Annotated in this window: 15 protein-coding genes; 4 read left to right on the top strand and 11 right to left on the bottom strand. The window is 41.8% G+C overall.

The window, feature by feature from the left end; translation table 11 throughout:
* The first annotated feature begins 7 nt into the window (after window positions 1-7).
* Complete coding sequence (surE, locus tag TOL2_RS07040; protein WP_014956816.1) at window positions 8-760, top strand: 5'/3'-nucleotidase SurE; 753 nt, start codon at window positions 8-10, stop codon at window positions 758-760.
* Window positions 761-829: 69 nt separating this feature from the next.
* Here the strand turns inward: surE and TOL2_RS07035 are convergent, their stop codons facing one another.
* Window positions 830-1,483 carry a peptidylprolyl isomerase gene (locus tag TOL2_RS07035; protein WP_173391119.1) on the bottom strand — a complete coding sequence of 218 codons (654 nt, stop codon included), beginning with the start codon at window positions 1,481-1,483 and terminating at the stop codon, window positions 830-832.
* A gap of 418 nt (window positions 1,484-1,901) precedes the next feature.
* Here TOL2_RS07035 and TOL2_RS07030 point away from each other — a divergent pair, with 418 nt between their 5' ends.
* Window positions 1,902-2,387, top strand: a complete 486-nt coding sequence (locus TOL2_RS07030; RefSeq protein ID WP_014956814.1) for a DUF2058 family protein — start codon at window positions 1,902-1,904, stop codon at window positions 2,385-2,387.
* A 187-nt stretch (window positions 2,388-2,574) separates the two neighbouring features.
* Here TOL2_RS07030 and thiD read toward each other — a convergent pair whose 3' ends face one another.
* The 3 genes from thiD to TOL2_RS07015 are packed head-to-tail and all read right to left on the bottom strand — an operon-like array spanning window position 2,575 to window position 4,567.
* Window positions 2,575-3,390, bottom strand: coding sequence for a bifunctional hydroxymethylpyrimidine kinase/phosphomethylpyrimidine kinase (gene thiD, locus TOL2_RS07025; RefSeq protein ID WP_014956813.1), 816 nt, complete (start codon window positions 3,388-3,390; stop codon window positions 2,575-2,577).
* Between the two features lie 45 nt (window positions 3,391-3,435).
* Window positions 3,436-4,233 carry a hydroxyethylthiazole kinase gene (gene thiM, locus TOL2_RS07020; protein ID WP_014956812.1) on the bottom strand — a complete coding sequence of 266 codons (798 nt, stop codon included), beginning with the start codon at window positions 4,231-4,233 and terminating at the stop codon, window positions 3,436-3,438.
* A 28-nt stretch (window positions 4,234-4,261) separates the two neighbouring features.
* Complete coding sequence (locus TOL2_RS07015; protein WP_014956811.1) at window positions 4,262-4,567, bottom strand: putative quinol monooxygenase; 306 nt, start codon at window positions 4,565-4,567, stop codon at window positions 4,262-4,264.
* 325 nt (window positions 4,568-4,892) lie between these two features.
* Here TOL2_RS07015 and efpL point away from each other — a divergent pair, with 325 nt between their 5' ends.
* Both efpL and TOL2_RS07005 read left to right on the top strand, forming a co-directional pair.
* Window positions 4,893-5,459 (top strand): elongation factor P-like protein EfpL, encoded by a 567-nt coding sequence (gene efpL / locus TOL2_RS07010; protein ID WP_014956810.1) that lies wholly within the window; start codon window positions 4,893-4,895, stop codon window positions 5,457-5,459.
* 158 nt (window positions 5,460-5,617) lie between these two features.
* Window positions 5,618-8,044, top strand: a complete 2,427-nt coding sequence (locus tag TOL2_RS07005; protein ID WP_014956809.1) for a peptidase U32 family protein — start codon at window positions 5,618-5,620, stop codon at window positions 8,042-8,044.
* A gap of 225 nt (window positions 8,045-8,269) precedes the next feature.
* Here TOL2_RS07005 and TOL2_RS07000 read toward each other — a convergent pair whose 3' ends face one another.
* From TOL2_RS07000 to TOL2_RS06970, 7 genes are all read right to left on the bottom strand, one after another.
* Window positions 8,270-9,283, bottom strand: coding sequence for a peptidylprolyl isomerase (locus TOL2_RS07000; RefSeq protein ID WP_014956808.1), 1,014 nt, complete (start codon window positions 9,281-9,283; stop codon window positions 8,270-8,272).
* A gap of 161 nt (window positions 9,284-9,444) precedes the next feature.
* Window positions 9,445-9,765, bottom strand: a complete 321-nt coding sequence (locus tag TOL2_RS06995; RefSeq protein ID WP_014956807.1) for a 4Fe-4S dicluster domain-containing protein — start codon at window positions 9,763-9,765, stop codon at window positions 9,445-9,447.
* Window positions 9,765-10,484 (bottom strand): 4Fe-4S dicluster domain-containing protein, encoded by a 720-nt coding sequence (locus tag TOL2_RS06990; protein WP_051012306.1) that lies wholly within the window; start codon window positions 10,482-10,484, stop codon window positions 9,765-9,767. Before TOL2_RS06990 ends, TOL2_RS06995 begins: the two co-directional genes overlap by 1 nt.
* Window positions 10,471-10,947 (bottom strand): hypothetical protein, encoded by a 477-nt coding sequence (locus TOL2_RS06985; protein WP_014956805.1) that lies wholly within the window; start codon window positions 10,945-10,947, stop codon window positions 10,471-10,473. Before TOL2_RS06985 ends, TOL2_RS06990 begins: the two co-directional genes overlap by 14 nt.
* Before the next feature lie 17 nt (window positions 10,948-10,964).
* Complete coding sequence (locus TOL2_RS06980) at window positions 10,965-12,419, bottom strand: hypothetical protein (protein WP_014956804.1); 1,455 nt, start codon at window positions 12,417-12,419, stop codon at window positions 10,965-10,967.
* The gene (locus TOL2_RS06975) at window positions 12,416-12,772 is read right to left on the bottom strand and encodes a hypothetical protein (protein WP_041279341.1); all 357 of its coding nucleotides are present in this window, start codon (window positions 12,770-12,772) and stop codon (window positions 12,416-12,418) included. The genes TOL2_RS06980 and TOL2_RS06975 overlap by 4 nt, the downstream gene beginning before the upstream one ends.
* Before the next feature lie 101 nt (window positions 12,773-12,873).
* Window positions 12,874-13,071, bottom strand: coding sequence for a hypothetical protein (locus tag TOL2_RS06970; RefSeq protein WP_041279340.1), 198 nt, complete (start codon window positions 13,069-13,071; stop codon window positions 12,874-12,876).

The following is a 13,071-nucleotide window of genomic DNA, read 5'->3' as shown; positions in this document are numbered from 1 at the left end:
AAAATCAATGAAAATTCTTCTTACAAATGACGACGGCTACGCTGCTCCTGGAATTCAGGTGTTGTACGCAGCACTCCGGCAGTATCACAAGGTTGTTCTGATTGCACCCGACAGAGAAAAAAGTGCCGTGAGCCACGGTATCACCCTTAATGACCCCATACGAATGAGCCCGGTCCGCTTAAATGACGGAGATGATGGATATGCGGTTGCAGGAACACCTGCTGACTGTGTTAAACTGGGGTTATTTGACCTTTTTACCACGCCACCGGACCTGATTATTTCAGGAATCAATCCTGGCTGCAATGCAGGAGTTGATATCAATTATTCAGGAACGGTTTCAGCTGCCAGGGAAGGCGCTTTAAACGGCATATTGAGCCTGGCGGTTTCCATAAAAACAGGAAAAACTCTTGATTTTAAAGGAATGTCCCGCTTCATTGTCAATATAGTTGATAAGGTGTATTATAACGGGCTTCCTTCAGGAACATTCCTGAACATCAACGCACCGGATATTCCATTTGATGAGGTGAGAGGTGTTAAAATCACCCGGCAGTCTTCTAATAATCTTTCCAAACAATTTGACAAGCGTGTTGATCCTAAAAACAGGTCTTATTACTGGTATGGCCGCATTGATCAGGTAGCAGATGAACCGGATTCAGATATCACTGCGATATTGCAAAACTATATTTCCATAACACCTGTTCAATGCGATATCACTAACTACAGCGTATTGTCTGAATTGGAACCATTCCAATTGCCTTAAAAAAAAAGAAAAGGATATAATCACATCCGGTTCATCCAGCCCCACAGTTGGTTTATTCAAGCTTTAACTTCAATTCTTTATTTTATTCACAGCCGCATCAAAGCTTGCCTGATCTGTTTTAAAGGCCTTGGCCTTTTCGCCAACCCTGATAATTGTCAAAGTATTTATCCGGTCGCCTTTTTCAATTTTATTGACCACATCCTGACCGGTGATCACTTTTCCAAACACCGTATGTTTATTATCAAGCCATGGCGTTGCCTTGTGGGTAATGAAAAACTGGCTGCCATTTGTTCCTGGTCCTGCATTGGCCATTGACAGGATTCCTGGAGAATCATGTTTCAAGCCAGCCACAAACTCGTCGGCAAATCTATATCCAGGACCGCCCCGGCCTGTTCCGGTAGGATCACCACCCTGAATCATAAAATCTTTGATCACCCTATGAAAAATCAATCCGTCATAATATTTTTTTGAAGTACCTTGACTGGAGGCAATTGTTCCTTGTGCAAGTCCGGCAAAATTAATAACAGTGAGGGGAACACGGTCATAATATAGAACAGCCAGAATCCGGCCTTTATCAGTATCAAATTGTGCGTATAATCCATCCTTGAGATCCTGAACGATGAGATCCTGAGTACTGAGATCCTGGGAAAAGACAGAACAGGGTATTAGAAACAAAAATAGAACAACAGACACACCAGTAAAAATTTTTTTACCTGAAATCATTTTTTTCTCCATAATTTAAAATTATCCAACAATTAAGCCATTCAACCCATATAGGATATAAAAATAAGTTTTGTCAACACCTCAACAATGCCCCGAATCCACCATCTAAATTAAAATTTTAAAGGCTTTCATATAACTGCCACGGGCAGATCTGGTCTTTCGCTCATATTTGCCCACAACAAAACATGAAAGTCACTGTTTGAATTTTTGAAGACTTTTTATATGAAAGAACTTTTAACCTGCTGAAATTAAATATCTTTCATTATTTGTTGTGACAAAGTGATCTGACATGGCCGTTATATAAAAATTTTACAGTCAGGGGATTGTCAAGAATCAAATGATCACTAATTTTTAAATATTTGATGTCTGTGCCTGGATATATTATTGTAGCAAAAACAAATAAGATGAGGATAACACCATGGGAAAATCATTTCAGGACCAACTGCTTAAAGCAGGACTTGTTAATAAAAAACAGGTTAAAAAGGTCAAGCATGAAAAACATGTTGGTCGCAAGAAAAACAAAGCAAAAGGCTCCCCTACTGAAATAAACAAAGCACGGCAAGAACAATTGGCCAAAGAAAAACTCAGCCAAGAACTCAACCGGCAACTCAACAAAAAAAAGCAGGAACGTGAAAACCTGGCACAGGTAAGGCAACTCATTGAAACAAACCGATTAAATCTGGATGATTATGATGAGTCCTACTACTTTACCGTAGGAAAAAAAATCAAACGATTATTTGTAAACGAAAAAATATCCCAAAAGCTCTGTCATGGACAATTAGCCATTGTCAAATTTGATGATTGTTTCGAGATTGTTCCTGCAAAGGTGGCTGAACAGATCACAAGCCGCAATCATGGTGATATGGTTGTATTATATAACGACCATGACGAATCAAGCTGTTAAAACAAATAATGGGAAACACATAATTCCAACCGGTTGAATGCTCTTTCATATTGTTCAAAGAACCTGAAAAATAATAGCCCCAAGATTCAAGCTGATCAACAAACAGGCCCCCGGAATGATCCAGAGGCCTATTGTTGTTTAAAAGTTTGCTTCAAGCATCCCAAAAGCAACAGTTTCCAGTTATTTTTTATTTCTCCGGCCAAATATTATAAAAATGATTGACAGGGCCGTGGCCCTTGCCTGTTTTATAGTCGATCCCGGCTAAAAGGGCTCCGGTGATATAAGATTTGGCATTCTGCACGGCTGTTTCAATATCCATACCCCTGGCAAGGCCGGCGCAGAGAGCTGAAGACAATGTGCAGCCGGTCCCGTGCGAGTTAATGGTGTTAATGCGTGACCCCGGCAGTGTGGTTAAGGTATCCGTACTTTTTTGATACAAAAGATCGCTGCTGTCTTCATGGTCGAGATGTCCGCCCTTGAGCAACACATTGTCACACCCCAGCGTGGCAAGTTCCATGGCGGCCCGGTACATGTCTTCCCGTGTTGTAACCTCCCAACCCAGAAGGACGGACGCTTCAGGCAGATTGGGAGTGATGATTGTCACCCCTGGAATCAAAACATTTTTCAACGCCTTAACTGCGTCATCACGAAGCAGCTTGTCCCCGCTTTTGGAAATCATGACAGGGTCCAGTACGATATTGGAAGTTTTCCAATGGACCAGTTTTCGGGCAACAATTTCAATAACCTCGGGTGAATGAAGCATGCCGATTTTAACGGCATTGGTTCCAATGTCTTCCATAACCGCATCTATCTGCTGGCCGATAAATTCCGGAGGAACCGGGAAAATACCGGTCACTGTCCGGGTGTTCTGGGCTGTCAGGGCTGTAATGGCCGACATTCCAAAACAGCCCAGAGCTGAAAATGTCTTCAGATCAGCCTGGATACCCGCACCTCCGCCGCTGTCCGATCCGGCTATGGTCAAGGCTCTATAATAAGATTTCATAATCTTTTCTCCTTTTTTTACAGGGATTGGCTCCATGATTGTTTTCTATGCTTTTAAGCGCTTTTTGATATCAGTTTCAGACAATTGGTAAAGCGCATCAATAAAATTGACCTGAAGCGTTCCAGGACCCGATGAAATTTCAGCAGCAATTTCCCCGGCAATCCCCATGACTGCCATTGCATGGGCAGCAGCTTTGTCGAATTCAGGATTGACTGCGGCAAAAGCACCGCAAATGGCCGTGGCAGTGCATCCCAAACCGGTTACCCTTGGCATTAAGGCATGGCCGTTTTTAACTTCGTATAAAGTTTGAGCAGAGACAATATAATCAGTTTCCCCGGTGACACACACGGTGCAGCCGATTTCACGAACCAGGGTTTTTGCGGCGTCAACAGCCTGATTCGATTCACTGGTGCTGTCAACTCCTTTTGTGGATTGGCTTTGACCGCACAATGCCATAATTTCCGATCCATTCCCCCGGATGATGGATGGAGCAAAGGCCTGAATCAGATCCTTTGCTGTTTGGGTACGATAGGGTGTGGCACCCGCCCCTACCGGGTCCAGGACAATGGGAACCTGTTTTGATTTTGCTGTTTTTGCCGCCCTGAACATTGCATCAATCCATCCATCGTTCAAGGTACCGATATTCAGAACCAGGGCTCCGGCAATCCCTGCCAGATCTTCAACTTCCTGCACAGCATGGGCCATGACCGGGGACGCACCTATGGCTAACAGGGCATTGGCCGTGGTGTTCATCACCACATAATTGGTTATATTGTGAACAAGAGGGGCATTTTCTCTTATTTTTTCAACATCTTTAAATATATTTGCGGGTTGCAGGGTCATGGGTATACTCTCTTTATTTTTAATCAAATCACACTTGTTCCAGCACTTTGACGGACATATTATCAACAAGATGCTCTGTTTTTTTTCTGTATGAAAGCATATGTGATGATGACAGATGAGCTTTTAAATCCTCCAGCCTGTCCCATTTCTCAATTATTGTGACACCGTTTGGATTCAACTGCTGAGGGGGTAAATCTGCATGAACATCAATGGTTGGAACATACTCTATACATCCTTTCTCTTCAAGAACTCTTGGAATGTTTGATTTAAAAATCTCAATAAATTCTGACAATCGGCCTTCTTTAATTTGTATTGATGCAATTACATTTATCATTTAATAATCTCCTCAGCTTTGCAAAGCTTTTATCCGATAAAATCAACTTTTACATACGCCCAATGGTCTCAATCTATCACTCTGAAGTTAAAACATACAAGTCTTTTCATATTGTTAATATCCACTCACAAAATCATTTTGTCATGGCCAGTCAGGTTATTGTTAGGGCATCATAAATATTTGTTTAAAAAGCTGTTTTTCCATCACAGGTTCAAGTTTCTGCGGTATTTTTTTTGTTCTTGTGCTTTTAAATTTTTCTCTTGAATGGTATTTATACTTTTTTAAAAATAAACAGACAAAAAAACAGTATGCAGGAGAATAAAAAATGCCCAAGGCTTGTGAGTTGAAAAAAGGGAATGTTGTTGAGATAAATAATGACGCTTACATGGTTAAACATATTGATGTTAAAACTCCATCGGCAAGAGGAGCTGTAACCCTTTACAAGATAAGATTCAACAACATTAAGACCAAACAAAAATATGAAGAAAGCTACAAGGGAAATGATATGCTCAATGAAGTGGCTCTCTTGAAACGACCTGTACAATATCTATATCCAGACGGCGCTTTGCATGTATTCATGGACAGCCAGGAGTATTCCCAGTACATGATAGAAAACGATGCAATAGAAGATGAACTTGTCTGGATCACGGATGGTATGGAAGGCCTTGTTGCCCTTATCATTGATGAGAATATGGTTTCCATTGAAATTCCAAATGCCCTTGTTTTTGAAATATCTGAAACTGCTCCCGGCATCAAAGGTGCGAGTGCATCAGCAAGAACCAAACCCGCAACCCTTTCAAACGGCGTTGAGATTCAGATCCCGGAATATCTTGAAGCAGGAGACATGATCAAGGTCAATACAGAAACAAAAAAATTCATGTCCAAGGCCTGATCCCAAATTTATCAGACGCAACTCTAAAAAACGGTTTTCCCACGGAACACACCTCTTTTTCTGAATACTTGTCAGACAAAATATCTGATGCATCCTTCTGTAATCGTTCAAACAAACGGCTGGATTATTGCGTTATTACAAAAGAATTTGAAAAAAATATGAAAAACAAGTTTGAATTAATGGCACCTGGCGGAGACATTGATTCCATAAAGGCCGCCATCCTGGCAGGAGCGGATGCAGTATACTGTGGGCTGATTAAATTTAATGCCAGAAACAGGGCGGCAAATATAAATTTTGAAGATTTAAACGGAATTTTAAATCTTGCTCATAAGCACAACTGCAAAGTTTTTCTAACCCTGAATATAATCATACTGGAAAGTGAAATTCCAGCTCTTGTAAGATTGCTTAACAAAGTTGTAAACACAAAGATTGACGGCGTAATTGTTCAGGATTCAGGATTGTTTTATTTGTTGTCCAAATATTTTAAAGACCTTGAAATACATGCATCCACACAATGCACCACACATAATAAAGGCCAGATACTTTTTTTAAATAAACTTGCTGCTGCCCGGGTTAATCTGTCACGAGAGTTGAATATTGATGAGATAAAAGAGTTGACCCCAATTGCCCGTGAAAACAATATCTCAACCGAAGTGTTTGTCCATGGGTCCTATTGCATCTCTTTTTCAGGACTTTGTTACATAAGTTCCATTCTCGGAGGCAATTCAGGAAATCGAGGCCGCTGCAGTCAACCTTGCAGAGACAGATATATGACCACCCCTGCGGGCAAGGATTTTCCTCTTAATCTTAAGGATAATTCAGCATACTTTGATCTCAAAAACCTGTATGATGCAGGGGTTGATTCCCTTAAAATAGAAGGAAGAATAAAAAAATTTCATTATGTATATACCGTGGTGAACTGCTGGAAAAAACAAATCCTGAATTTTTATGACCATGGCGGAGTCGATAATGCTTACAATGCAGATAACACAGATTATGCAGCAACTAATACAGACAATACAAAAAATTTAACAAGTGACAACATTGACCTTTATAAAGTTTTTAACCGGGATTTTTCAAATGCCTATTTAAAGGGAGATATTAATAAACATATGTTTATTGATAATCCCCGGGATAATTCAGCAAAGCATCTTTTTGAGATAAAAAAAAAGAGCAAAAGCTGTTCGGCAACCAACAGCATGGAAAAAATCAAACAAGAACTTTATGATGAAAAAACAAAAATTATAACAACAGTTAAAGACAGAATCAAAGATTTAAGCATAGCAAAAACTCCTTTAACCATAAGCATCTCAGGAAAAACAAATGCCCCTTTGAAAATATCGGCAAAAACACCTGAAACTTCATTTGCTGTATTTTCAAAAAACAATCTTATCAATGCAGACAAACACACCATTGACCATAGCGCCATAGAAAAAAGATTTAAGAGCTTGAATAATACAAAATTTTACATTGAGCAGATAGACTTAAAAAATCTGCAAAAAGATCTTTTTATACCGTTTCAAGAACTCACTTCAATGAAAAATGAAATTGCATTCCTCTTAAACGGCTCAAAACCTATTGTTGCACCGATTAAAGTTCCCGTCTTAAACAAACAAAGCAAATTAAAAACCAAACCCTCTCTTTGTGTATTGATATCCTCCCCAAAGGATCTGTACCTGTGCAATACAACTTCAGCCGATATCTATTATAAGCTCCCTGATTGCCTTGAAAATAAAATTGCCGAACTCATAGAACTTTTCCAAAAAAATAAAAATTTAATTGCCTGGTTCCCGCCTGTTTTGATAGGAAAAAGCTATACTGCGGCAGTGGAATTTCTCAAGCAGGTGCAACCAAAACTCATTGTAACAAACAACACCGGAATCGCTTACAAAGCCTATGAAAACAAAATTGCCTGGATCGCAGGGCCTTATCTTAACAATACCAATTCCTTCAGTCTTTTATGCATAAAAGAAAAGTTTAATTGTTGCGGCTCATTTATTTCAAATGAAATCAATAAAAATCAAATAAAAAGGATTGTCAGTCCTGATGATTTCAAACTGTACTATAGTATATATCACCCTATTTTGCTTCTAACCAGCAGGCAATGCTTATTTCATCAGACCATTGGGTGCAAAAAAACCAAGATTGATGATGAATGTATTCAAGAGTGTAATAAATCCTGCTCAATCACAAATTTAAAAAAGGTTTGCTTTTTGATTGATAAAAAAAAGGGGGACTATCATTGCATGTATAATAATATTAATTTCCTGAATACAGATATTGTCACTGATTTGCCGGATCTTTTTTCCGGTTTTTTCATTGACTTAAGGGATATAAAAACCGGAACGAAAATTGATACAATGGATATGGATAAATCCGGAATCGTACGGCTTTTTGAGAATCTTATAAATGGAAGTCCTGATTCAAGACCTGATTCAAAACCTGATTCAAAACCTGATTCAAAACCTGATTCAAAACCTGATTCAAAACCTGATTCAAAACCTGATTCAAAACCTGATTCAAAAAAAGAACTCAAACAAATTATTCATCCATCCACCAACGCCCAATATAAAACAGGAATCTGAAAACACATAAAATAAGAATCATAACGCGGCTAAAATACCTGCCGTGCATTTGACACCTATATTTTCCAACAGATCAAGGATCATGCCTGCATTGTCGGCACTCTTTTTTGAAGGCCTCCTTATGATCAAGGTGTTAGCAAAAGCTAACAATAACACAAGCCTGATCCCATTGAGCCTATGCCCCCCCACTTGCCTTAAAAATATTAAAACTCATTAACCAGCAAATTATGCCTCCGGCTGTTTCTCAATATCAATGGTTGCCGATTGCCTCTGCAGGTCTACAAATTTATCTAAAAGCGCCTTGGATCGATGGAGGGTCAAATGCCGCTGGATTCTTTTTTCAGCTTTTTCAAAAGGAACCGTGCTTTCAAGCTTTTTGCCGGTGACAGTGATAATGTGATATCCAAAACTTGTTAAGACAATACCGCTTGATTGGCCGGGTTCAAGTGAAAAAGCGGCATCTTCAAAGCTTTTTTCCATGACTCCTCTTTTAAAATAGCCAAGATCTCCCCCATCGCTGTTGCTGGGGCATTGGGACAGGGCTTTTGCAAGGGTGGCAAAATCTTTGCCTGCCTTGATCTGGGCCAGGATGGTTTCAATTTCTTTTTTTGCATTTATTTTCTGTGCAGGTGTGGCGTTTTCATCCAGCTTGATAAGAATATGGCTGGCCTTAACTTCTTCCGGCCGGTTGAATTTTTCAGGATGATCAGTGTAATATTGCCGGATATCCCGGGGAGTTACGATCACTTTTTTTTCAAATTCCTGCTCCACAAAATTTTTAACAACCAGGCCTTTTTTAAAATGTCGTCTCAATTGATTTTCAGTAAAATGGATGCTTTCAAGCATTTTTTGATAATCAGCGGGTGTTTCAAATTGATCTTTAACCTGTTGAATTTCCTGGTCAATTAATGCTGCATCAATATCATATCCGGCTTTCAGGCCTGCCGTATATAGGATTTCGGCATTAATAAGGCTTTCCAGGGCTTTTTTTCTTATTTCAGGTTCATCTGACTTGGGCACTGGATCACCCAGGCTCAGAAGATGGGCGGTAAGGCTTTTAACCTCAAGATCCAGAGCTGTCCTGTAAATTTTTGATCCGTTGATCACGGCAACAACAACACCTTCTTTTTCATCTGACTGTACCTCATCGTTTAACGAAGAAGCTGCAGCTGTGATGCCGTAAAACAGCCCAATAAACAGAGCTGGTATTAAACAAATAATAAGAGGTATTTTTTTCATTTTTTTTTATCCTTTTTCAATTAATATTCTTTCCAAAAAAATCTTTAAAAGTTCAAACAGCGACTTTCAATCTTTTTTGTGGGCAAACCAAGGTGAAAGACCAAGTCTGCCCGTGACAGTTATAGGCAAACCAGAAAGAACTACCAGGTATGCCGCGGCAGTTATTCCAGGTTAAGGTTTTTCCATTTTTCAACTTCCTCAAAGGGTGCAAGTCCCCTGGGACAAGCCTTTTGGCATTTTTTGCAGCTCACGCACAAAGCCCCGCCCTGCCCCATGACCTGGTCAAGCTGATCAATTTTAGCACCCAGCATGATTTCCATTGGGTTGCACCCCTTGGACAGTAGCGGACAGACTGCCATGCATTGACGGCATTCCGTACAGAGCATAACCTGGAGACGTTTGTTGATGATTTGAAAAACAATCGAATAGATCAAAAGCCCTACGCAGATAATCACGCAGGAAGTGTACAGGGCCAGAAACATTATTGCTGTCTTCCTTTTTTTGTATCAAAATATGACCAGTCCTCATTGCCTTTATCCAAATATTCCGGTTTTATGCTCAGCCGCAAATCCGTCTTATAGATAACCCCCATTTTACACAAAGAAAAACATTTGCCGGATCGCGGACACCCGCCATGTTTAATAACGGGGTGTATGCGCCCATCTTCCAGGCGCGGCATGGTGATCACCCCGTTTGCAATGACCGGGCAGACAGATACACACATGGAACACGCAGGATAAAGGCATTCTTGAACCCCGAATTTTAAATTTTCGGCTTTTGCAGCAATCATAAGGTCAAAAAAATTCACCTCTTCCATAAGATTATTGGCTTTTTTAAAAACCTCGAATCCAGGGGTTTTCCCTTTTGTAAAATCAACACGAAAGTCGGCAAGATCACCCGGCATAACTTTCACCACCCGGTCATATATGGGTTTTAAGATTGTCACCTGGCGGCCCGCATCATCATAGGCAAAAATAACAATCCGGTCTGATGACGGCTCCCTGGACAGCCTTATTTCAATCATGTCTCGTAAAAAAAAGAACTTTGCCTGAATGGGAGGCACAACACCTGGATAGGTGCCGGGAAATATTTTTTTCAGATCGGTTTGAATCACATATACCCCTCCGGCAATACCAAGAAACAAAATCAGCATCAAAAGCCCTGCATAGGACCGTTTTTTTTCACGGTTAGAATTTTCCATCGTCTTTTAAGTCCTCAATTATTTTTAAAACCGGCAGATTAATGGGACACACCCTGTCACAATTGCCGCAAAGAGGACAGAAAGTTGCGGCATCCTTAACCTTTATTTTGTGTGTGGTAACTTCATAATCCAAATCCTTTTGGGTCAAAGATAATGTTTGAGCAGTCACCAGAGACTTGTCCGGAAGGATCAGGGTCATATTCGGATCAATATCCAAGGCTTTTCCAAGTTTCATCCGTATGTTGGTTGCACTCACATAAATTTCAGGATCATTGGTGATGGCAGCCGATATAAAGCCATAGGGATCAATTCCCAGAGGACAGATCTGCCGTCCCAGCACGCAGTTATAACAGGTCATGGCCCATGGATATCCTGACTTCAAGGATGTACCGATGGTGGCGGCAAGAAAAGCGGCAATACACAGATAACAAAAAACATTTATGTATAAAAATTTTTTTTTCATTATAGCACCATAGATTATTAAAGCACCATTATCAGCACACCCACGAGAATGCCGCCGAGAATCCCCCCAGGCTTGCAGGGTTTATAGCCGGAAAGAATATTGGTAAGTATCCCGCAGATGACGGCAATTCCGATTGAAACCGCCATCTCATCGAGCATGAACATACGGTTTGTCAGCCCGATACCGGCGACAATCAGTCCTGCAACAGGCGCACCCAGCAGGATACTGATTTGAAGGGCATTTGCAGTTATGCCGCTTTTCAGTCTCAGGTTCCCTTCACCAATGCCGCCGATACCACCCAGGGGAGACGGAGCGCAGGAGGCGGCACAGCAGACCACAAAACCCACCAGCATGACCGGAAGGCAATGGTCTATCCCTGTGCTTTTGCTCACTTCCATCCCAAACATCAAAACACCGGGCAGCAGAGCCGCCGCCGTAATTCTGCCGCAGGGCATGGGGAAGATAACCGGGATGTAGATCAATACCACACCCACCCCGACAAACCCCAGGGGAGTGTGTGTGGCAAGCCAGACAAGCAGGGTTGTCAATGCCTCAAACCCGCCTGTAACCATAAGGGCTCCGGCCATCATGAATCCAGCCACCATGGCCGTTACCGGGTGAATGATAATGCCGGCAACAAGGCTTTTAAAGCCCACATTTCCCACAGCCATGACAAAGATGGTCATGACCAGCAGTACGGTCTGAATGGGTACGGGAGGCTCAAAGATAAAAACCGCTCCCAGACCGGCCATATACAAAAAAAATGCAAAATAGGCGGAATCAGGCAGCGTTTTGACCTCCCGGTTTTCCGGCCCGGCCTCGTCCATGGGAACAGTGATCTTTGAAAAAAAAGCCACCAGAAACATGGTCAAAATGGTTATAACCATGATGGAAATCTGCTGGGAATTGGAAAAGGCGTGAAGGGCATATCCTGCTGTTCCCTCAACAATCATGCCGATGCCTCCCAGCGGAGACGGGCCGCAGGATGCCGCAGCATTCACGATCAGGCCAAAGACAATTGCCGGCACAAGAGACGGCCGGTTCTGTAGGCGTGCCACTGTCATGCCGAACATGATGGTGGCGGGGATAAGGGCGGCTGCCCAGACTCTGCCGCAGGGCATGGCAAATATGGTGGGTACGTTCACCAGCAAAAAGATCGTGCCGGAAAGCCCCAGAATCCTGCCTTGGGAGATGCGGGTTAAAATTTTTGCCGCAGCCTTGAACCCGCCTGCTGCGTCCACGGCACCTGCCAGCAAAAAACCGGCAATGGTTGCGGTAATGGGATGAAGGGTTGCTGCCGAAAAAATCTGGGACACCCTGAATTCAACGTTAAAAACCATGGCCATGACAACAAGCACCAGAGACCCCAGCACCAGGATGGACTGAAGAGGCAGCACATCCTGCCTTATCCATTGCCTGAAGGATGCAAGAAGAAGAAAAAGAAAAAAAAAGAGTGCGGCCATGCCCATCATGATGTTCTTCCTGCCATATTTTTTTTTGCGGTCATGATTTTTTTTGCGGTCAAACAGTCCCCGCTTGTGTCAAGACAGACCCGGTCACCTTGCTTAACGCTATTCATGCACATGTTGCAGGCGCTGATATATGCGGTGGTAACCGAGTTGTCATCCAAAATCACCCTTAACGGCAGATGCATTGCAAAACAGGCGTTGCCGCCCATGTCAGGATCAAACTGTCCGGGTGCCGTAAGCACTGTAGCGGTTTGATTACCGGGTATAAGATCCTTTAACAATGCCGTTATGATGATGTAGACACCAATGCCTGCAAGGATTGCATTGGGAATAATATTCAAAAACAAATCTGTCATATCACTGCCTTTTTTTGTACAAAACAATTTTTAACATCTTGAAATCAAATCTTTTTTGTTTTTTGTTGCACCATTTTGATCTGCCATGGCCGTTAATTAATTTATGAAATCGCATGGATCAGAACCCCGCTGATTGCACCGCCTAAAAGGCCCTGCATATCCAGAAAAAAAGTGCCGAATGCAATATTGAATCCGCAACCTGCAAGGCTGCCGGCCAGGACAAGCCAGACAAGACCGGCATATCTGCTGCTGTTCAGTCTTGCCAACAAAGTCTTTGTGTGATTGTGTGTATCGTTCAA

This window comes from Desulfobacula toluolica Tol2 (genome assembly GCF_000307105.1).
In the GTDB taxonomy this organism is placed as follows: domain Bacteria; phylum Desulfobacterota; class Desulfobacteria; order Desulfobacterales; family Desulfobacteraceae; genus Desulfobacula; species Desulfobacula toluolica.
This window is presented reverse-complemented; position numbering and strand designations above follow the sequence as displayed.